Source organism: Methylobacterium iners, assembly GCF_022179305.1.
Classification (GTDB): domain Bacteria; phylum Pseudomonadota; class Alphaproteobacteria; order Rhizobiales; family Beijerinckiaceae; genus Methylobacterium; species Methylobacterium iners.
Genome location: NZ_BPQP01000072.1, coordinates 39766 through 59203, shown reverse-complemented (window position 1 = coordinate 59203; position 19438 = coordinate 39766). Strand labels below are relative to the sequence as shown.

At 71.8% G+C, this 19438-nt stretch carries 19 protein-coding genes and 1 pseudogene; 11 read left to right on the top strand and 9 right to left on the bottom strand.

The annotated features are described in order from the left end of the window. Positions 1-21: 21 nt before the first annotated feature. Positions 22-825, bottom strand: a complete 804-nt coding sequence (locus MFF55_RS20950) for a Crp/Fnr family transcriptional regulator (protein WP_238246059.1) — start codon at positions 823-825, stop codon at positions 22-24. A 242-nt stretch (positions 826-1067) separates the two neighbouring features. Continuing rightward, on the bottom strand, positions 1068-1316 hold the full coding sequence (locus MFF55_RS20945; protein WP_238246050.1) for a hypothetical protein: 249 nt from the start codon (positions 1314-1316) through the stop codon (positions 1068-1070). A 230-nt stretch (positions 1317-1546) separates the two neighbouring features. Here MFF55_RS20945 and MFF55_RS20940 point away from each other — a divergent pair, with 230 nt between their 5' ends. Continuing rightward, positions 1547-1768, top strand: coding sequence for a hypothetical protein (locus MFF55_RS20940; RefSeq protein WP_238246049.1), 222 nt, complete (start codon positions 1547-1549; stop codon positions 1766-1768). A 23-nt stretch (positions 1769-1791) separates the two neighbouring features. Here the strand turns inward: MFF55_RS20940 and MFF55_RS20935 are convergent, their stop codons facing one another. From MFF55_RS20935 to MFF55_RS20905, 7 genes and pseudogenes are all read right to left on the bottom strand, one after another. After that, complete coding sequence (locus MFF55_RS20935; protein ID WP_238246048.1) at positions 1792-2058, bottom strand: hypothetical protein; 267 nt, start codon at positions 2056-2058, stop codon at positions 1792-1794. A gap of 21 nt (positions 2059-2079) precedes the next feature. Next, entirely contained in the window at positions 2080-2361 is a 282-nt protein-coding gene (locus MFF55_RS20930) for a hypothetical protein (RefSeq protein ID WP_238246047.1), read from the bottom strand. Beyond that, on the bottom strand, positions 2358-2771 hold the full coding sequence (locus MFF55_RS20925) for a hypothetical protein (RefSeq protein ID WP_238246046.1): 414 nt from the start codon (positions 2769-2771) through the stop codon (positions 2358-2360). Before MFF55_RS20925 ends, MFF55_RS20930 begins: the two co-directional genes overlap by 4 nt. A 36-nt stretch (positions 2772-2807) precedes the next feature. Beyond that, a complete protein-coding gene (locus MFF55_RS20920; RefSeq protein ID WP_238246045.1) occupies positions 2808-3311 on the bottom strand; it encodes a peptide deformylase in 504 nt (167 codons plus the stop codon). 31 nt (positions 3312-3342) lie between these two features. Further along, positions 3343-6449: pseudogene (locus MFF55_RS20915) on the bottom strand (efflux RND transporter permease subunit). Continuing rightward, positions 6450-8147, bottom strand: a complete 1698-nt coding sequence (locus tag MFF55_RS20910; RefSeq protein WP_238246044.1) for an efflux RND transporter periplasmic adaptor subunit — start codon at positions 8145-8147, stop codon at positions 6450-6452. 84 nt (positions 8148-8231) lie between these two features. Continuing rightward, positions 8232-8633 carry a hypothetical protein gene (locus tag MFF55_RS20905; protein ID WP_238246043.1) on the bottom strand — a complete coding sequence of 134 codons (402 nt, stop codon included), beginning with the start codon at positions 8631-8633 and terminating at the stop codon, positions 8232-8234. Between the two features lie 501 nt (positions 8634-9134). Here MFF55_RS20905 and cobF point away from each other — a divergent pair. The 10 genes from cobF (at position 9135) to metG (ending at position 19406) form a co-directional block, all read left to right on the top strand. After that, the gene (gene cobF / locus MFF55_RS20900; protein ID WP_238246042.1) at positions 9135-9893 is read left to right on the top strand and encodes a precorrin-6A synthase (deacetylating); all 759 of its coding nucleotides are present in this window, start codon (positions 9135-9137) and stop codon (positions 9891-9893) included. Between the two features lie 234 nt (positions 9894-10127). After that, positions 10128-11309 carry a hypothetical protein gene (locus MFF55_RS20895; RefSeq protein ID WP_238246041.1) on the top strand — a complete coding sequence of 394 codons (1182 nt, stop codon included), beginning with the start codon at positions 10128-10130 and terminating at the stop codon, positions 11307-11309. 16 nt (positions 11310-11325) lie between these two features. Next, complete coding sequence (locus MFF55_RS20890) at positions 11326-11910, top strand: hypothetical protein (RefSeq protein WP_238246040.1); 585 nt, start codon at positions 11326-11328, stop codon at positions 11908-11910. 301 nt (positions 11911-12211) lie between these two features. Then, complete coding sequence (locus MFF55_RS20885; protein ID WP_238246039.1) at positions 12212-12850, top strand: division plane positioning ATPase MipZ; 639 nt, start codon at positions 12212-12214, stop codon at positions 12848-12850. Continuing rightward, the gene (locus MFF55_RS20880; RefSeq protein WP_238246038.1) at positions 12834-13145 is read left to right on the top strand and encodes a ribbon-helix-helix domain-containing protein; all 312 of its coding nucleotides are present in this window, start codon (positions 12834-12836) and stop codon (positions 13143-13145) included. The genes MFF55_RS20885 and MFF55_RS20880 overlap by 17 nt, the downstream gene beginning before the upstream one ends. A 183-nt stretch (positions 13146-13328) precedes the next feature. Further along, a complete protein-coding gene (locus tag MFF55_RS20875; protein ID WP_238246037.1) occupies positions 13329-14606 on the top strand; it encodes a septal ring lytic transglycosylase RlpA family protein in 1278 nt (425 codons plus the stop codon). Between the two features lie 198 nt (positions 14607-14804). Beyond that, positions 14805-16010 carry a D-alanyl-D-alanine carboxypeptidase family protein gene (locus MFF55_RS20870; protein WP_238246036.1) on the top strand — a complete coding sequence of 402 codons (1206 nt, stop codon included), beginning with the start codon at positions 14805-14807 and terminating at the stop codon, positions 16008-16010. Then, a complete protein-coding gene (gene tmk / locus MFF55_RS20865; RefSeq protein WP_238246035.1) occupies positions 16007-16720 on the top strand; it encodes a dTMP kinase in 714 nt (237 codons plus the stop codon). The genes MFF55_RS20870 and tmk overlap by 4 nt, the downstream gene beginning before the upstream one ends. Continuing rightward, on the top strand, positions 16710-17768 hold the full coding sequence (locus MFF55_RS20860) for a DNA polymerase III subunit delta' (RefSeq protein ID WP_238246034.1): 1059 nt from the start codon (positions 16710-16712) through the stop codon (positions 17766-17768). The genes tmk and MFF55_RS20860 overlap by 11 nt, the downstream gene beginning before the upstream one ends. Before the next feature lie 72 nt (positions 17769-17840). After that, a complete protein-coding gene (metG, locus tag MFF55_RS20855) occupies positions 17841-19406 on the top strand; it encodes a methionine--tRNA ligase (RefSeq protein WP_238246033.1) in 1566 nt (521 codons plus the stop codon). Positions 19407-19438: the final 32 nt, after the last annotated feature.

Here is a 19438-nt window from a genome sequence, read left to right as displayed (position 1 = left end):
CGCTCTCGGCGCCCACCCGCTTCAGGCCAGCGCGACGGGTTCGGCGGAGCCCGTCGCGCCGGTGGCGGGCGGCGGGTCGACCGAGACGAGCCGACCGGCAGAATTGGAGACCGCGCCGAGCACCGTCGCGTAATGGCGCACCACGACACCGTGGCACTCGCAGGCGACCTCCTCCATCTCCGAGCGACTCAGGATGGTGATGCGACCGCGGCCGACCTCGATCAGTCCCTGCTGCTGCAGCGTGCGCAGGATCCGGGTGAGATAGGTGCGCTGGACGCCGAGCATCGCGGCCAGCAGCTCGTGGGTCACCGGCAGGACATCGGTGCCGATCCGGTCCTGAAGGGTCAGGAGCCAGCGCAGGCAGCGCTCCTCGATCGGGTGGAGGGCGTTGCAGGCCACGGATTGCAGCACCTGCGCGAGCAGGCAATCGGCGTAGCGGGTGAAGAGATTGCGCAAGCTCGCCGAGGCGCGCTTCGCCTCCTGGAGCCGAACCGCCTCGATGCGCAGGACCGGACCGCCGATCTGGATCACGGCGCTGGTCGAGGCCGGCAGGAAGCCGCTGCTGACGACGCCGCCGACGGCGCCCTCACGTCCGACCGTGGCGGTCTCGGCACCGCGCCCGTCGCGCATGGCCACGATGAGCGTCGCCACCGTTTGATCGCAGGGGAAGGAGATGCACGAGACCTCAGCCCCGGCCGAGAACAGCGTGTCGCCGCGTTGACACTCGACGCGTTCGAGGTGAGGCGCCAGCAGCGCCCGATCCTCCGCGTCCAACGATTTCAGCAGCAGGTTGCCCTCAAAGAGGGTCTTGGGGGCCGACGGCATGGGATAGGCTGTGTTCACCCGGTGAGCTCCCGACGCTCGTATCGCACAGCCCAGCTCACGTCTGTCTACAAGTAGACGTACGAGGCGACAAATTTGTCGTTTTGATGGATGGTTTGCCGCCGGACACAGGATCGGCAGGCGCGGACCTGAGACGCCGTGCGAACCGGCCTGCGCGGGGCGATCAAATCGAGGGAAGAAGCCTCGGGCCGCGGGCCCCGGCGGATCGAGGTTCGGGCGGGCCTTCAGCCCTGTCCCACCTCGTCGCCCTCGCCGATGCAATCGAGGGCGCGTTCGACGGCGCCTACCGCGTCGAGCAGGTTCTGGACCGTGCGCTCGACCTCGAGCCGCGGCCGCTCCATCGTCGCCGCGCAGGCGCTCAGCGTCTGCAGCTGCTCCAGGGCCGCGAACAGGCCGTCGGCGACGGAGACGACGTCGCAGCCCCGAAGCGGAGCGGCTGGCTGGCGCCGGAGAAAGGGAACGACGTTGCTCATCGGCGGGAATGGTGCGCCGACCCGAAGCGGGAAAGCCAGACGCGCCCAGCCGTTCTCCACACGATTGCCGCGGATGCGCCGCGATCATGCGCGGAGGTGGTGTGTTTTTCCGTGTCCCGCCGACATCACTTGGCGCGGAACCGGCGACGGGGCGTTACCCATGCGCTTGACGGGCGCAGCCCCCCGGCAGCACCACAGCCGGACTCGCTTGAAAGCCAGGATCAGCCTCGATGCGCCTTCGCCACCTTGCCCTCGCCGCCCTCCTGGCCGGCGGCCTCGCCGCCTGCAACAGCACCGAGTCGAGCCCCAGCGGCCGCAGCGGTCTCTCGGAGACCTTCGACACCGGCAATTACCGCTACTCGCCGAACACCAACGGCACTCAGACCCGCCGAGACGTGAACTACCGCTACACCCAGCCGCCGCTGCCCTCGATCCTGTACCGCGGCAACTGAGCGGTCGTCAGCGGCACTCGGTCTCAGCGGGATTTGCGCCGCGTGGCCCGACGGCCCTGCGAACGCTGCATGCAGGCGGCGTGGATCTGCCGCCCGAGGGCGTGCAGCCCGAGCCCCTGCGGATCAGGCGCGGTGAAGACCTTGGCGCGCGCCTCGTTGCGGCAGGCCGCGTCCTGCGGGCTCTGGATCGGCGGTTCGGCGGAGGCGTTCTGCGAAACGCACAGGGCGAGGGTGATGCCGAACCCAATCGGGGCAAGGACGTGGGGCCGGGGGCAAGCGGTTTTCGTCATGATCTCCTCATGCAGGATTTCTCACGGCACCACCCAGACGCAGCGTTCGGCATCCTTGAGCGACAGGCATTCGTAGGGCGTGCCGCCCACCATCGCGCGCTGCTCGACCGCGCCGATGCGGTCGCGGGCGACCCGGGTGCAGCCGGGCCGCTCCGCCGTGCGGGCGGCCGGAGGTTCGGCGGTCAGCAGGCGCAATGCGACGAGCGACTCGCAGGCGACGAGTGTGGGCTCCTGCGCCTGAGCGGGACGCAGGCCGAGCAGCCCCAGGGCGAGGCAGGAGGCGAGGAGCGTCCCGGAATTCATCGACGGCCCTTCTCGCGCGGCGGCTCGCGGGGCGGCGCCGGAGCGGCCGGCGTGACGGTGCCGGCGAGCGTCCAATGGCACACGGACGTTCCCTGCAGGCTGGCGCAATCGTAGGCGCTGCCGTCGAAAGCGGCCCGGTCCACGATGGCCGTGACCTTGTCCCGCCCGAGCACCAGGCAGCCGAGATGGTCGGCCTTCTCGTCCGCCAGCGATGCCGCGGCCGCGGCGGTGTCCCCGCTCGAGCGCCGCAGCAGGATGCGCAGGTTGGCGAGCGAGGGGCAGCCGATCGCCGGAGCGGCCTTGCCGGATCCCGCCTGAGCGGGGAGGGCCTGCGCCGGAGCGGCCGTCGGCGAGAGGAACGTCAGCAGGGCCGGTATCGCGTGAAGCACAAGGGTCGCGGACGCTCGCATACGGGTGTCCTATCACGAAGGAACGAGGCAGGCGCCTCAACGATCCGTGCGACGCAGCTTGACGAAGCGCTTGAGCGCGCGCTCCCGCCGGAGCCGCGAGAGCCGGTCGATCCAGAAGATGCCGTCGAGCTGGTCGCATTCGTGCTGGAGACAGGCGGCGCGAAAGCCCTCGGCGCTCTCTTCACGCGGCGTCCCGTCGAGGTCGCGGTAGCGCAGGGTGATGCGGGCGGCCCGCTCGACGCTCTCGGCGATGCCGGGCATCGAGACGCTGCCCTCCGTGTGGGCCTGGCGCTCGGGCGAGGCCCAGAGGATCTCGGGATTGACGTAGGTCGTCGTCGGCTCGCCCGGCTCCAGGCGCAGCACCACGAGGCGCTGGAGCCGGCCGATATGCGGGGCCGTCAGGCCGATGGCGCCGACCCTCGCGAGGGTGCCGCGAACCTGCTCGGCCAGGCTCTCCAGGGCGGCATCGAAGCGCTCGACCGGATCGGCGGCGCGGCGCAGGCCGGGATCGGGATAGAGGAGGAGCGGGCTCTTGGACATGGACGGTCCCGATGACCGCATTTCCGCGGCGTTACAAGAGCGCGGGCGCTCCCGCCGCTTCGCCCGCCTGCGACTCCCGCAGGCTGGCGAAGGCCGGACCGCCGAAGCGCAGGAGCAGGACGGGCGTCAGCACGGCGTCGAGGAGGGTCGCGGAGGCGAGCCCGCCGAAGATCGTCACCGCCACGGGGTGGAGGATCTCCTTTCCGGGCGCCTCCCCGTCGAAGAGGAGGGGGACGAGGGCGATGCCGGCCGACAGCGCCGTCATCAGCACCGGCACCAGCCGCTCCTCGCTCGCGCGCAGGACCAGGGCGGGGCTCAAGGCCAAGCCCTCGGTCAGGCTGAGATTAAGGGCGTGGCTGATCTTGAGGATGCCGTTGCGCGCGACGATGCCGGTGAGCGTCACGAAGCCGATCATCGAGGCGAAGCCCGAACAGGGCGAGCGCCGCTACGCTGCCGATCAGCGCCAGCGGCACGCTGCACATCACGATGAGCGCGAGCACCCCGGAGCGGTAGCGGCTCGCGAGCAGGGCGAAGACCAGCATTAGCGAGACGAGGCTTAAAAACCCCCACCGTGCGCATGGCCTGCCCCTGCGCCTCGGCGCTGCCCTCGAGCCGGGCGGTGACGCCCTCGGGCAGCGCGGTCCGGGCGAGAAGCAAGCGGATCGCCCCCGTCGCCGCGCCCGCATCGGCGCCGGGCGCGAGGTTGCCCTGGACGACGAGGCGCCGCCTGCCGTTCTCGCGCAGGATCTGGTTGTGGCCGTCGCGCTCCGTCACGTCGGCGATCGCCCGCACCGGCACCCAGCCGGCGGGGGTCTCGATCGGGAGATCGGCGAGCGCGGCCACCGAGCGGGCGGGCTCGGCCAGGCGCAGCACGACGTCGAAGCGGCGGGTGCCGTCGACGAGGGTCGAGACGATCCGTCCGTTGGCGAGCCGCGAGACCGTCTCCACGAGTGCGGCCGGGGCGATGCCGTAGAGCGCCGCCCGGACGGGATCGACGCGGATCTCGAGCTGAGGCACGCGGACCTGCTTCTCGACCTGGAGGTCGGCGAGCCCGGGGACGGCCGCGAGCGCCGTGCGCAGGCCCTCGGCGCTTCGGCGCAGGACGTCGAGGTCGTCGCCGAACAGCTTCACCGCGATCTCGGCGCGGACGCCCGAGAGCATGTGGTCGATCCTGTGCGAGATCGGCTGGCCGAGATTGACCGCGACCGGCAGCAGGGCGAGCCGGTCGCGGATGTCGGCGGCGACCGCATCGCGGTCTCGCGCCCCAGGTTTCAGCCGCACCTCGAGATCGGTCGAATGGACGCCCTCCGCGTGCTCGTCGAGCTCGGCCCGGCCCGTGCGCCGCCCCACGACTTCGACGCCCGGGATCTCCGCCGCCAGGCGCTCGGCGATGGCGCCGAGGCGGGCGGATTCGCTGAGCGAGGTGCCCGGCGCCAGGGCGAGGTTGACGGTGAAGGAGCCCTCGTTGAAGGCCGGCAGGAAGGCGCGCGGCAAACCGGTCGCCCCGAGCGCGGCGAGGCCGACCGCGACGAGTGCGGCCGCCATCACGGGAGCCTGGCAAGCGAGGGCCCAGCCGACGATTGAGGCGTTCCACCGCTTCAGGGCGCGGATCAGGCGACTCTCCCGGTCCTGTCGCCGCGCCAGGGCCGGCAGCAGCCAGGAGGCCAGCGCCGGCGTCAGGGTCACCGAAATCGCGAGGCTGCACAGGATGGCGACGATGTAGGCTTGGCCGAGCGGCGCGAAGAGCCGGCCCTCGATGCCTGAGAGCGCGAAGAGCGGCAGGAAGACGAGGCAGACGATGGCGGTGGCGTAGACGATGCCGGAGCGGACCTCGTTCGAGGCCGCGACGATCACCGCGAAGACCGAGCGGGGTTCGCCGGCCAGGCGGTTCTCGCGCAGGCGGCGTAAAATGTTCTCGACGTCGACCACCGCGTCGTCGACGAGCTCGCCGACCGCGATGGCGATGCCGCCGAGGGTCATCGTGTTGATGGAGAGCCCGAGCGCCGAGAAGATCGCCGCCGTGGCGAGGATCGAGACGGGGATCGCGGAGAGCGAGATCACGGTGGTGCGCAGGTTGAGGAGGAAGGCGAACAGGACGAGCGCCACAACGGCGGCGGCCTCGGCCAAGACCTGCAGGACGTTGCCGAGCGAGGTCTCGATGAAGTCCGCCTGGCGGAACAGGATTTTTTGCGCCTCGATCCCGCGGGGCAGGGCGGGTTTCAGCTCGGCAAGCGCCGCCTCGACGGCCCCCGTGAGCCGCATCGTGTCGACGCCCGGCTGCTTCTCCACGGAGACCACCACGGCCGGCCGGCCCATGAAGCCGGCATCGCCCCGCCTCGGCTTGGCGGCGAAGGAGACCTCCGCGACCTGCCGCAGGTAGACCGGGCCGCTCGGCGTCGGAATCGCGAGGCTGCGCAGGTCGTCGAGGCTCAAGCTTCGTCCGACGGCGCGGATCAGGACCTCGCGCCCACCGGCTTCCGCGATGCCGCCCCCGGCATTGCCGCCGAAGCCCTGCAGCACCCGCTCGAGCGCCTCGTTCGTCACGCCGAGCCCCCGCATCGCGGCCGGGTTCGGCGCCACCCGGAACTGGCGGACCTCGCCGCCGATCGGGATCACCTGCGCCACGCCCGGGATCGCCAGGAGCCGCGGCCGGATCGTGAAATCCGCCGTCTCGCGCAGCTGCATCGGGCTCGCCTCGGGGCCCGTGACTGCGACGAGGAGGATGCCGCCCATGATCGAGGCGACCGGCCCCATCTGGGGCGCGACGCCGGGGGGCAGCTCGGCGCGGGCGAGCGCCAGGCGCTCGGCGACGAACTGGCGATCGCGAAACAGGTCGGTGTCCCAATCGAACTCGACCGTGACGACGGAGAGGCCGATGCCGGAGACCGAGCGCACCCGCGTCACGCCCGGAAGCCCGTTCATCCGGGTCTCGATCGGGTAGGTGACCCGCTGCTCGACTTCCGAGGGTGCCAGGCCCTCGGCCTCGGTCATCACCGTCACGGTCGGCCGGTTGAGATCGGGCAGGACGTCGACGGGCAGCCGGGTGAGGGCGAGCAGGCCCGCGACCACCAGGGCGGCCGAGAGCGCGAGCACGAGCAGCCGGTTGCGTAAGGAAGCGGCGACGAGGGCGGCGAACATCTAGCGGACCTGATCCAGGAGCTCGACGCCCTCGACGACGACGCGGCGGCCCGGCTCCAGACCCTCGGCGATCAGCATTCGCTCGGCATCGAGGGGCTCGGCCCGGACGGGGCGCCCGACGAAGCGCTCGGCCCCGACATGCTCGTAGATGCGAGTCGTACCCTCGCTGCGCAGAACACTGCCGCGGGGCACTGGCAGGCCCCGGCGCTCGCCCACGGCCGAGGTGAGGACGGTGACGAACTGGCCAAGCCGCAGCCCGGTGGTGTCGCCCTCCACCGCGAACTGGACGGGGACTGCCTGGTTGCGGTCGGCAAGCCCGATGCCGCGGGGACTCAGCGCCAGGATCCGCCCGTCGCCGAGCCGGGCGCTCGCCGGAGCGTCGTCCTCGGGCGTCTCGAAGCTCAGCGCCTCGATCCAGAGCCGGCCCGGCTCGACGATGCGGAACAGGACGCTGCCCGGCACCGCCATCGCCCCGGCCGCCACGTTGGTCTCGGCGATCACCCCGTCGACGGGGGCGACCAGCGCCTCCGGCTCGCCGCGCACCCGGTCGAGGGCGGCGCGGCGGTCCCTCAGGCCCTCGAGCTCGGAGCGGGCGTCGTCGAGCTGGGTCTGCGCCAGCGCCCCCGTCGGCGCGAGGCGCTCGAACCGGGCGACGCGCCTCGCCACGATCGCGATCTGCTGGTCGAGCTCGCCCTGGCGCTGGCGCATGTCGGAGACGTCCACCGCCTGGACCGGCGGCGTCACCGTGGCGAGCACCGCGCCCCGGCGCACCCGCGTCCCGAGGCGCGGGAACCCGCCCTCGGGGGCGGCGAGGCGTCCGCCGACGGAGGATTGCACCACGCCGCTGGCGTTGGGATCGGGGACGACCCGGCCCGGCAATTCGAGGGTGCGGGCGACGATCTCGGGTGCGACCATGGTGGTGCGCAGGGCGAGGAGGCGCTGCGTCGCCTTGGGCACGAAGACGGAGCCGTCCTCAAGCCGCGCGGCCCGCTCGCCGGGCAGGGGGGCGGCGAGCGCCATGCCACCGGCTCCGCCCGCCTGAACCGGCGCGGCGCCGTGGTCATGACCCTCATGCGCGACGGCCGTACCGATCAGGAGCGTCGCGGTCACCGCGATCATCGCCAGGGTCGGAACCAGGCGCCGCCCGCGCATCAGCAGCACCGTGGCGAGGCCGAGGATGAAGCCGCCGGCCGCGGTCGCAAGGGGGTTCTGCCGGGCGAGATGCGCCCGCAGCGCGTCCGCCGCCGTTTCGGACGAGGCAGGGGCCGCCGTCGGGGCGGGCGCGGGGATGTCGAGGGCGAGGTCGAGCACGTCCGTCTCGCCCGCCTCGGTCACCGACACGGACAGGTCGTGATGCCCCGCCCGTCCGAGCCAGGGAGCGGCGAGGCGGTAGGTCCCGTCCGGGGTCGGCGCGGCGGCGACGCGCCCGTTTGGCGTCTCGACGCTCACCGCGGCCTCAAGCACCGGCGCGTTGGTGGCGAAGCGGTCGAGATAGAGCACCAGCACCTCGCCCCGGGGTAGGGCGACGAGTTCGAAGCGCGAGGAGGCCGCCTCGGCTCGCGGGCCGGAGGCCGGCGCCGGGGTCACGAGGGGGGAGGGCGCCGCGTGGTCGTGGCCCTCATGGGCGAAGGCGTCGCCGAGCGAGGTGAGCAGGGCGAGGGCGAGCGCGCAGGCGGCGGCCGCGGGACGGAGAGGCATGGAAGGGATCTTTCACCGGAACACGGAAACGGCCATCCGGCGCCGGCCGGGTTCAGCCGTGGCGCATCGGACGCGGGCGTCGCGTCAGGCGAAGGATCTCGGAGGTTCGGGCAGGGCTTCCGGGACGATGCCCAGCCGTGCCGGGGGATCGCGGGCGAGTGCCGGCCCGCCGGAGCGATCCGCGAAGGGGCCTGCGCCCGCCTCCGGTACGAGGCCGCCGGCGCAGCAATGACCGCCGGCCCCGCAGCAGGGGCCGGTGCAGGCGAGGCTCTCGCCGGGTGCATCTGCCTCAGTCGTGAGGGTGGCCGCCTCGGCGGTCATCGCCCGAGAGACCTTGGCGTCTCGCCCGTGCCGAATGTCGGCCGGGGCGGAGTGGCCGTGCCCGCCGTCATGGAGCCCGTGACGGTGACCCTGATGGGCGAGAGCGGAGGACGGCAGCCCGAGGACGGCGATCGTCGCGATCACCGCCAGCCAGAACGCAGCCATGTGCCGGGCGAGTCTCATTCCGGCGCCAAGTCTAGCATGGCGCGGGCTAGCGCGACAGTGAGCCTGAGCCGCTCGCAGCCATCCGAGCCCCGGCGCAGCCGAGTCCGACCCTCAGCGTGTATTCGAAGCGCCGCCTGACAGCATTCCGCAAGGCGTTCGGCTGATCTACTCGCAACAACCCATCGAATCGCAAAGCTTTAACATTCCGTAACGCGGCCTCGTCCCAGTCGTGCGATGCGTTTTTCCCGTCGCGGCCAGGTGATGGAGTGACCGTTCGACGTGAGCAGGCTCACCTCTCGCAATGATCCGACCCTGTGGATCTTGTTGGCGCTCTTCGTCGCGCAGGCCGCCATCCTGGGCGTCTGCCTGATCTTCATCTGAGCGCCGCAATCAAACCGGGGGGCGCCGCCGTTCCCAGCGGACCCAGGTTGACGCAACCGGGCGGAAGGCCACAGGAAGCGCCCTCGCGGCCGAGCCGCACGCGGCAGGTCCGGACGCGCCTTGAGACAGATCCTCGTCATCGGCATCGGGACCGGCAATCCCGAACACGTCACGATGCAGGCGGTCGCCGCGCTGAATGGTGTCGACGCCGTGTTCGTCCTCGACAAGGGGTACGACAAGGCCGCGCTCGTCCGAATCCGCCGGCAGATCTGCGAGCGCTACATCACCGCGCGGCCCTATCGCTTCGTCGAGGCGCCGGACCCCGAGCGGGACCGCGCGCCCGCCGATTACCCGGCGGCCGTCGATGCCTGGCACGAGGCGCGGGCCGATCTCTACGAGGCGATGATCGCGGGTCTGGGCGAGGACGAGTGCGGCGCCTTCCTGGTCTGGGGCGATCCCTCTCTTTACGACAGCACCCTGCGGATCATCGACCGGGTTGCGGCACGGGAGCGGGTCGCCTTCACGCACCGGGTCATCCCGGGCATCAGCAGTGTCCAGGCGCTGGCCGCGAGCCACCGTATCCCCCTCAACCGGATCGGCGCGCCGGTCCACATCACCACTGGCCGGCTTGTGGCCGAGGGGCTGCCCGCGGGCGCCGACACCGTCGTGGTGATGCTCGACGGGGACCCGCGCTTCGACCATCTCGACCCGGACCTGACGATCCACTGGGGCGCCTATCTCGGCACGGCCGACGAGATCCTCCGGGCCGGGCGGCTCGGCGACGTCGGCGATGCGATCCGGGAGGCCCGGCGCGAGGCGCGCGCGCGCCACGGCTGGATCATGGACACCTACCTGCTGCGCAGCCCGACCCGGAGCTGAAGAAGAGCACAGTTCGCGCCTGCGACAGATTGGCCCCCGCCGCGGATAAGAATGCCAGCATCGCGCCGCTTCGTGGACGTTTGTGCCGCCTTTCGCGGTTCAGATGAGCAAAACACCTCTCGCATCGATATCGATGACTAGGGTCCACAATGTTCAAACTGGCAGGATGCTTGCTTGAGACTTCGGCCGGTGAATACTGGGCCGATCTCTTCATCCTGACATCGGGGCGAGCGCATGGGACTTGTCGGGGCAGGGCGCAGTCGCAGTCGCAGCCGCATCGCTCTCGGGCTCGCCGGCCTGGCGCTGGCCGCAGCGGGGCTGGCCTGCCTCGCTGGCCCGGCCGCCCTCACGAAGACCTACGCGGGCCTCTCCCTCGCGTTGGAAGGCCGTCTCCAGACCCGGCCGCAGCCGATCGCGACCCGCATCACCTTGGGTCCGGGAGGCCGCGATCTCCGGCTGTGGGGTGAGATCGCGGAGGGCGCGGCGGACCGTCTTGGGCAACTCCTCGACGCGAACCGCCAGGTCGAGCGCATCCATCTCACCAGCGAGGGCGGGCTCGTCGACGAGGCCGAGGCGATCGCCGCGCGCGTCGCGGCGCGGGGCCTCGTCACCTACGTGCCCGATTATTGCGTCTCGGCCTGCACCCTGGTCTTCGTGCGCGGGCGCGAGCGCCTCATCCAGGCGAGCTCCCGGCTCGGCTTCCATGCGCCCTACGAGCCCGGCCTGTTCGGGCAGGCCTTCCAGGCCGATGCCAGCCCTGAGCGTCGCGCCTACCTGGCAGCCGGCGTCGATGCGGCCTTCGCAACCGAGGCCCTGCAGGTCGCGTCCGACGACCTCTGGGTTCCGGATGCGGCGCGGCTCCTCGCGGCGCGGGTCGCCACGGGCGTGGTCGACAGCGGGCGCTTCCCCGATTCGGGCCTCGACGACGACGACAGCCTTGACGCGGCCCGCGCGGCGATCCTGCGCAACCTCGACCTGCTCGCCGAGTTCAAGGAGGTTCCCGGGCTGACCGAGCGCCTGGCGCTCTGGTACCGCGACGCCTACCGCGCCGGGGTCTCCGAGGGCGAGGCTCTCGACGGATTGCGGCGCCTGGCGGCGGCGGAGGTGATGCGCGCGGCGCGCGGCGCCGAGGCCGCGCCCGTCCTGGGGCTCGGCCGCTACCTGCTCAAGGCGATGCGCGCCGCACCCTCCGACATCTGTTCGATCATCGGCGGGGCAGGGGATGTCGCGCTCGCGCAGCAGGTTCTTGCCGGCGAGACGCCGCGAGGCGCGAGCGGAGCCCGGGGCGCCTGCGCGGAACTGATCAGCGCCTATGCGGAGGCGCTCGCACGGCCTGGCCCTGATGCGAGCGCTGCCTTGCGCCACCTGCTGTTCCGCGGCGGCTTGCCGGTGCAGGAGGTCTCGGCGCTTCCCTAGGGCCGGACTTCATCTATTGCGGCCGGCCCTCGCCCGCCCCGTGCAGGTGGCGGGCGAGCTCGCGGCCAACCTCCAGCATCAGGGCGTCGACGAGGCGGCGGAGCCCGGGCCGCTCCAGCGTCTCGGCGAGGCCGCGCAGCGCCAGCGCGTGCTCGGCCGCGCGGTTCAGGAGGCGCTGGTCCTCTCGCGGCGCGCCCGGCTCGACCTTCTCACCGAGATCCAGGGCGATGCCCTGGCCCTACGCCGGTTGGCCCGACACGTCGCTGACGATGCGGCCGCGCAGGGCCAGCCGCTGCGCGCCGGTGCGAAACTCGACCGCAAAGGGGCCGCCGAACTCGCCCGCGGCGTGCAGGGCGTTCTCCAGCCGGGCCTGGTCCTCGGGGTGGGCCGCCGCCAGGAGGGCCGCCAGCGGCACGCCCCGCGCGCCCTCGTCCGGATCGATGCCGAGCCGGGCGGCAAGGGGCGTGTCGAGCACGAGGCGATCGGCCCAGAGATCGTGGCGCCAGGCCCCGATCACGCCAGAGGCGGCGAGAGCCGCGGCGAAGTCGTCGGCGTGGAGGGCCGGAGGCCGGAGCAGGGGCCGCGACATGGCTTTCCTTAACACCCGACCGGTCCGGCGCCGATAGAAACCTGAGGTTTATACGCTGCCCTGCCGGGCTCCAGGTGCGACCAGCCTACGCAAAAGCCTCACCGGATGAAAGAGCCCTGCGCGAATTACCGTCAGCAGAGGCAACCTCAAATTGCCTTATCGATCGTTTCCGTCGGTGTTCTGCGTGGTCCAGCTTAACCGTTCGTTAACCATGATCGGCCAAACCCCGTGATCAGGGCATCCCTGGGTCACAGGACGCGGCGCGGGCCGCGGGCCTCGAAGGACCAGGAGCCATCCGCGGGAGGGCGTCAGGATGAAGGCCATCACGTTCGTCACGCAGAAGGGGGGCAGCGGCAAGAGCACGCTGTGCATCTCGCTCGCCGTCGCCGCCCAGGAGCGCGGCCTCTCCGTCTGCATCCTCGAGATGGACCGCCAGGCGACCATCAGCGACTGGCTCGACCACCGCACCGCCGAGGGTCCCGAGGTCGCCCAGATCGACGCGACCCAGATCGACGCGGTCATGGCGGAGCTGCGCGCCTCGGATTACGACTACGTCTTCATCGACACGCCCGGCGTCGATTCGACCGGCACCCTCTCGGCGATCCGCGCCGCCGACCTCTGCATCATCCCCTGCCGCCCGACGCCGGCCGACCTGCGCGCCTTCAAGCCGACGCTGGCGGCCGTCTACCGCCTTGAAAAGAAATTCGCCTTCGTGCTGAACCAGACGCCGCCGCGCTCCTACCGCATCCGCGACGCGGCCGACGGGCTCGCGGTGCTCGGCATCCTGCCCGACGTCAACATCGTCGCCCGCACCGATCACCAGGACGCCATCGGCGTCGGCCAGGGCGTCACCGAGTTCAACCCGAAGGGCCAGGCGGCGGCGGAAGTGCGCAAGCTCTGGACCTGGATCGAGAAGCGGATGCAGGTCTCCAAGCATGTCAAAGCCGCTTAAGCCAAACCTCGCCTCCATCGTCGCCGCAGCGAATCCCGTCAGGCCGGTCCAGACCGCCGAGATCGTTCAGCTCGACACCGGCGCCGCGCCCGCGGCGAAGCCCGCGACGACGCTGAAGGCGCGGGCGCGCCAGATGTCGGTCTATCTGGAGCCGCCGGTCTACGATCAGCTCCGCGACCTCGCCTACGCGGAGCGGACCAAGATGCACGCCCTGATGCTCGAGGCCCTCGACCTGCTGTTCAAGCAGCGCGGCGCCCGCTCCATCGACGGGCTCACCAAGCCTGACGGGCGCTGAGGCCGGCCGCGAGCGGTCACGGGTCGGAGTACCGTTCAGCCTTCCTTTACGCCAGATCGACAATTGTCGGTGTTCCGAGGACGGGCCCCCGTTGGTGGCACGCCCTCGAAAGGTTTCGCCGGCCCGCCCACCGCGCCGGCGCGGCCCTGTGTGGCGTAGGCGGCGGGCAGGGCGGATCGGGTGATGGCGGGTTCCACGAAGGCCGCGCGACAGCTCGCGCGGACGGTGCCCTTTTGGCGGCTCCTCGCTGTCTCAGGCCTCGCTCTGGCGACCGCCAACTGCGCCAATAACCCCCAGAAATACGCGGCTCCCTCGGGGTCGGGCTCCGGGATCGACCCGAAATACGGCGTCAAGGCGAGCCCGCGCCTCTACAACGAGGGCGACGTGATTCCCAAGGGCGGCGGCCGCCGCTTCTCCGGCAAACCCTACGTCGTGGCCGGCCGGACCTACGTGCCGCGCGAGGACGCCAAGGGTTACATCCGCGAGGGCCTCGCCTCTTGGTACGGTGCCGCCTTCCACGGCCGCCTGACCGCCAACGGCGAGGTCTTCGACCGCAATTCCATCGCGGCCGCCCATCCCACGATGCCGCTGCCGAGCTACGCCCGGGTGACGAACCTCGCCAACGGCCACTCGATGATCGTACGGGTGAACGACCGCGGCCCCTACCACGCCGACCGCCTGATCGACGTGTCGGAGGAGGCGGCCCAGGCCCTCGACTTCCGTCGGCGCGGCACGGCGCGGGTGCGCGTCGAGTATGTCGGCAAGGCCTCGACCGCGGGGAGCGACGACCGCAAGCTCATGGCGACGCTGCGCACCGACGGCCAGCCCGCCGGCATCCGCGGCCGCGCGCCTGTGATGATGGCCGATCTCGGGCCGGAGGCGGAGCCGCCCGTCGAGCGGCTGTCGCGGCCCGCCCGTCCTGCGCTCGCCTTCCGGCCGGACCCTCAGGACGAGGCCCCCCCGGTGCCGCGTCCGACGCGTCCCGCGTCCGTCGTCGTCGCGGCGGCCCCGACCGTCGCGGTCCCCGCGGCCCTGCAGCCGACCCGGGTCGCCCAGACGGCGTTCCGGCCGGCCCCGGTCGCCGGCCGCGAGCCGCCCGCGCCAGCCCCGCTTGCGGGGGTCAAGCCCGCCCCCTCCGGCGCGCGGCCCACGATGCAGCTCGCCGCGGCCGGACTGGCGGGCAAGCCCGCTCCGACTGGCCTGAACCTCGCGGGCCCTCGCAGCGGCCTCGTTGCGATCGTCGCCCAGAAGCCCGCCCAGCCCGGTCCGCGGCCGACGCTCGCCCCGGCGACCCGGACGGCCGCCCTGCCGCCCGCGCCCTCCCGGTCCGTCGCGCCGCTGCCGGCCACCTCGAAGCTCGCCATCGCCAAGCTCGCGACGGCCCCGGTCGGCAAGACGCCCGCTCTGCCACTCGCGAAGGCGGCGCCGCCGCGCCGCTCGCAGATCGCCGAGATCTACTGAGAGCTGCCAGCGCGGTCTCCTCCCCCGCCGGGTGGCGGGAGGGAGCGAGCCTCCTCGTCCGGACACAGGATTCAGCGCCGCCGCGCGAGAAGGGGCGTTCGATTCCTGGCCGATCCTGGCCGAAACCGCTATATCGTCACGCTTGCGGAACCGGGGGCCGGGGGCTGACCGTTCCCGGTCGGCAGGTGTGAGGCGATCATGCGTATGAGATGGATCCGGGCGGCCACGGCGTGCATCGCCGGCGCTCTCCTCCTGGGGACCCCCGCCGGCCTCTCGGGCGCACGGGCCCAGGCCTATCAGACGGCCGCGTCCCACGCGATCCTGGTCGACGCGGATTCCGGGTCGGTCCTGTTCGAGAAGGCGGCCGACGAGCCCTTCTCCCCGGCCAGCATGGCCAAGCTGATGACCGCCGAGATCGTGTTCAATGAGATCCGGCAGGGCCGGCTCACCATGGAGAGCGAGTTCCAGATCTCGGAGGACGCCTGGCGGCGCGGCGGGGCGGGGGGCGGCGGCTCCTCGATGTTCGCGCAGCTCAACAGCCGCATCAAGCTCTCCGACCTCCTGCGCGGCCTCATCGTCCAGTCGGGCAACGACGCGGCGATCGCGCTCGCGGAAGGGATCGCCGGCTCGGAGGAGAATTTCGGGCGGATGATGACGGCGCGGGCGAAGGAGATCGGCCTGACGCGCTCGACCTTCCGCAACGCCACCGGCTACGCGGCGCCCGACCAGAAGGTGACGGCGCGCGACCTCGTCAAGCTCTCGATCCACCTCATCGAGACCTATCCCGACTTCTACAAGATCTACTCCGAGCGCGAGTTCACCTGGAACAAGATCAAGCAGCAGAACCGCAACCCGCTGCTGACCCTCGATATCGGCGCCGACGGCCTCAAGACGGGCTATCTCGAGGAATCCGGCTATGCGCTCGCCGGCTCGGCCGTGCAGAACGGGCAGCGTCTCGTCATGGTGATCTCCGGCCTCAAGACCGCCCGCGACCGCGCCGCCGAGTCCCGCAAGATCGTCGAATGGGGTTTTCGCGCCTTCGAGCCGCGCCAGATCTTCGCCGCCGGCGAGACCGTGGCCGAGGCCTCCGTCTATGGCGGCGAGCGCGGCGGCGTGCCTCTCGTGGCCCGCAAACCCGTCCGGCTCCTGCTGCCCAAAGGCTCGGGCGACCGCGTGACGGCCCGCGTCGTCTACACGGGCCCGCTCACCGCGCCGGTCGAGCAGGGCCGCGAGATCGCCCGCCTGCGCGTCATGCGCGGCGAGACCCAGGCCCTCGACCAGCCCCTCTACGCCGCCGAGACGGTCGCCGCCGGCACCATCCCGCAGCGGGCGCTCGACGCAGCCCTTGAATTCGGGACCGGCCTGTTCCGCCGCGCCTTCGGCAAGGCCAGCAACGCCTCGTGACGCGATCTGGGACCGAGGCTCTGGGCCGAGGCGTCTTCATCACCTTCGAGGGCGGGGAGGGGGCGGGCAAGTCGACTCAGATTGCCCGCCTCGCCGAGCACCTGCGCCGCGGGGGACATCACCTGGTGCTGACCACCCGCGAGCCAGGTGGTTCGCCCCGGGCCGAGGCGATCCGCGAGGCGTTGCTCGCGGGCGTGGCCAAGCCCTACGGCCCCTTCGCGGAGGCGCTGCTGTTCTCGGCCGCCCGCATCGACCACCTCGACACCCTGATCCGCCCGGCGTTGGCCCGCGGCGAAATCGTCCTGTGCGACCGCTTCACGGATTCGACCCGCGCCTATCAGGGCGCGGCCGGGGGCATCGAACCCGCGCTCCTGGCGAGTCTTGAGCGCGTGGTGGTGGGACCAACCCAGCCCGACCTCACCCTGATCCTCGACCTCGACCCGGAGATCGGACTTGCTCGAGCGAGAGCGCGGTCGGGACCGTCCGAGGAGCCGGACCGCTTCGAGGCGGAGACCCTGGATTTCCATCGCCGCCTGCGCGAGGCATTTCTCCGCATCGCCGCGGCCGAGCCGGAGCGCTGCGCCGTCATCGACGCGGGCGCGGAGGCCGAGGCGGTGGAGGCGGCCATCCGGGCGGTCGTTGCCGAGCGCATGCCCGGCTTGTTGGAGAAGGGCGCCGAGGGACCGGAGAGCCGCCACGATGCCGCCTGACCGCGCCCCCGAGGATGTCGAGCCGGGCGACCTCGCCGGCATCCCGCGTCCGCGCGAGCAGGCCGGGCTCGTGGGGCACGAGGAGGCCGGGGCCGCCTTCGCCGCCGCGATCGGCGCGGGCCGGCTCCATCACGCCTGGCTGATCGGCGGCCCGCGCGGCATCGGCAAGGCGACGCTGGCCTATCGCGTGGCGCGCTGGCTCCTCGCCCATCCCGACGGGGGGCAGCCGGGGACGCTGGCCGTCGACCCCGCCCATCCCGCCTCCCGCGGCGTGGCGGCCCTGTCCCATCCCAATCTCGTGGCCCTGCGCCGGACCCGCCCCCCGGGCGCCAAGACGCTGGCGACCAAGATCTCGGTCGATGCCGCGCGCCGCGCCCTCGACCTGTTCGGCTCGACGGGAGGCCAGGCCGGCTACCGGATCTGCATCGTCGACAGCGCCGAGGACCTGAACGCCAACAGCGCCAATGCGCTGCTCAAGATGATCGAGGAACCGCCTGCCCGCGCGCTCTTCCTGATCGTCAGCCACGCGCCGGGCCGCCTGCTCCCCACGATCCGCTCGCGCTGCCGCGCCCTGACCCTGCGGCCGCTGACGATTGAGCAGGTCGGCGCGGTGGTCACCGGCTTGTCGCCGCCCTTCCCCGCGCCCGCACCGGAGGCGCTCGCCCGGGCGGCGGCCCTTTCCGAGGGCTCGGTCGCCCGGGCGGTGGCGATGCTCGACCCCGCGACGGCCAGCCTCGTGGCGGAGGTCGAGGCGCTGCTCGCCCGTCTTGACCAGCCGGATTGGCGCCGCATCCTGGCGCTCGCCGAGCGCCTCGCCCCGCGCGAGGCGGAGGAGCTGTTCGCGGCGAGCCTGGAGACCGTCTTCCGCTTCGTCTCGGACGAGCTCGACCGGCGCCGGCACGAGCCGCCGGCTCGCCTTGCCGCCCTCGTCGAGGTGTGTGACAAGATCGCCCGCGCCGCGCGGGAGGCCGCAACCTACAATCTCGACCGCCGGCCCCTCGTCCTCTCCCTGTTCGGCGATCTCGCCGGTGCCGTCCGTGCGGCCTGAGCCGGGGGAGGGCCGACAGCGGGACGCCCCGTCCTGCGATCCGATGAACCGCGTATCCGGGGATGACAGGACGTGACGGCCACAGACGGCGCGGAAAAGACCTTCGGCATCTCGACCGCGATCTCCTACCCCAACGGCGCGCCCCATATCGGCCACGCCTACGAGGTGATCGCCACCGACGCCATCGCCCGCTTCAAGCGGCTCGACGGCTACGACGTGCTGTTCACGACGGGCACCGACGAGCACGGCCTCAAGATCCAGCAGACCGCCGCCCGGGCCGGCCTCGCGCCCCGCGCCTTCGTCGACGACATGGCCGCGCGCTTCCAGGCGATGGCCGACGCGCTGGACTGCTCCTACGACCGCTTCATCCGCACCACCGAGCCCGCCCATTACGCCAGCGTCCAGGAGATCTGGCGGCGGATGGAGGCGCGGGGCGACATCTACCTGTCGAAATATGCCGGCTGGTACTCGGTGCGCGACGAGGCCTACTACGCCGAGGACGAGACCGAGACCGGCCCCGACGGCGAGCGGCGAGCGAAGGCCACCGGCACGCCGGTCGCCTGGATGGAGGAGGAGAACTTCCTCTTCCGGCTCTCGGCTTATGGGGACCGCCTGCTTGCGCTCTACGAGGAGCAGCCTGACTTCATCGGCCCTGAGACGCGGCGGAACGAGGTCGCGAGCTTCGTCCGCTCAGGCCTCAAGGATCTCTCGGTCAGCCGCACCAATTTCGACTGGGGTGTGCCGGTGCCGGGCCACCCGGACCATGTCATGTATGTCTGGGTCGACGCGCTGACGAACTACGTCACCGTCACGGGCTTCCCGGACGAGGCCGACACGCGGAAAAAGTTCTGGCCGATGGACCTCCACGTGATCGGCAAGGACATCGTGCGCTTCCACGCGGTCTATTGGCCGGCCTTCCTGATGTCGGCGGGGTTGCCGCTGCCCAAGCGCGTCTTCGGTCATGGCTTCTTGCTCTCCAAGGGCGAGAAGATGTCGAAGTCTCTCGGCAACGTCGTCGATCCCTTCGACCTGATCGGCGCCTACGGCGTCGACGCCGTGCGTCACTTCGTGCTGCGGGAGGTACCCTTCGGCAGCGACGGCAATTACAGCCACGAGGCGATCATCACCCGTTACACGGCGGACCTCTCGAACGGCCTCGGCAACCTCGCCCAGCGCTCGCTCTCGATGATCGCCAAGAACTGCGAGGGGAGGGTGCCCGAGCACGGCGACCTCACCGCGGACGACCGGGCGCTGCTGGCGCTCGCCGACGTCCTGCCCGAGACTGTCCGCGCCGCGATGGACCGGCTCGCGCTGCACACGGCGCTCAGTGAGATCTGGACCCTCGTCACGGCCTGCGACCGCTACTTCGACGCCCAGAAGCCCTGGGTCCTGCGCAAGACCGATCCCGCGCGGATGGGCGCCTGCCTCTACGTCGTGGCCGAGACCCTGCGGGCGATCGGCATCCTGGTCCAGCCCTTCATACCGGGCTCGGCCGCCAAACTCCTCGACCTTCTCGCGGTGGCGCCGGAGGATCGCCGCATCGCCGATCTGGGGGAGGGCGGGCGGCTCGTCCCCGGCGCCGCCCTGCCCGCGCCGAGCGGGCTGTTTCCGCGCTTCGTCGAGCCGGACGCCGGCTGAGAAGCGGCCCGATCCTTGATAGCTGACAGACA

Excerpts from the sequence above, each read along its gene's own strand:
- MFF55_RS20950 (WP_238246059.1), bottom strand. The coding sequence starts at position 825 with ATGCCGTCGGCCCCCAAGACCCTCTTTGAGGGCAACCTGCTGCTGAAA.
- MFF55_RS20880 (WP_238246038.1), top strand. The coding sequence starts at position 12,834 with ATGTCAAAGCCGCTTAAGCCAAACCTCGCCTCCATCGTCGCCGCAGCG.
- MFF55_RS20925 (WP_238246046.1), bottom strand. The coding sequence starts at position 2,771 with ATGCGAGCGTCCGCGACCCTTGTGCTTCACGCGATACCGGCCCTGCTG.
- MFF55_RS20860 (WP_238246034.1), top strand. The coding sequence starts at position 16,710 with ATGCCGCCTGACCGCGCCCCCGAGGATGTCGAGCCGGGCGACCTCGCC.
- MFF55_RS20885 (WP_238246039.1), top strand. The coding sequence starts at position 12,212 with ATGAAGGCCATCACGTTCGTCACGCAGAAGGGGGGCAGCGGCAAGAGC.
- MFF55_RS20875 (WP_238246037.1), top strand. The coding sequence starts at position 13,329 with ATGGCGGGTTCCACGAAGGCCGCGCGACAGCTCGCGCGGACGGTGCCC.
- MFF55_RS20920 (WP_238246045.1), bottom strand. The coding sequence starts at position 3,311 with ATGTCCAAGAGCCCGCTCCTCCTCTATCCCGATCCCGGCCTGCGCCGC.
- MFF55_RS20895 (WP_238246041.1), top strand. The coding sequence starts at position 10,128 with ATGGGACTTGTCGGGGCAGGGCGCAGTCGCAGTCGCAGCCGCATCGCT.
- MFF55_RS20870 (WP_238246036.1), top strand. The coding sequence starts at position 14,805 with ATGCGTATGAGATGGATCCGGGCGGCCACGGCGTGCATCGCCGGCGCT.
- MFF55_RS20905 (WP_238246043.1), bottom strand. The coding sequence starts at position 8,633 with ATGGCTGCGTTCTGGCTGGCGGTGATCGCGACGATCGCCGTCCTCGGG.
- MFF55_RS20940 (WP_238246049.1), top strand. The coding sequence starts at position 1,547 with ATGCGCCTTCGCCACCTTGCCCTCGCCGCCCTCCTGGCCGGCGGCCTC.
- MFF55_RS20945 (WP_238246050.1), bottom strand. The coding sequence starts at position 1,316 with ATGAGCAACGTCGTTCCCTTTCTCCGGCGCCAGCCAGCCGCTCCGCTT.
- MFF55_RS20930 (WP_238246047.1), bottom strand. The coding sequence starts at position 2,361 with ATGAATTCCGGGACGCTCCTCGCCTCCTGCCTCGCCCTGGGGCTGCTC.
- MFF55_RS20935 (WP_238246048.1), bottom strand. The coding sequence starts at position 2,058 with ATGACGAAAACCGCTTGCCCCCGGCCCCACGTCCTTGCCCCGATTGGG.
- MFF55_RS20910 (WP_238246044.1), bottom strand. The coding sequence starts at position 8,147 with ATGCCTCTCCGTCCCGCGGCCGCCGCCTGCGCGCTCGCCCTCGCCCTG.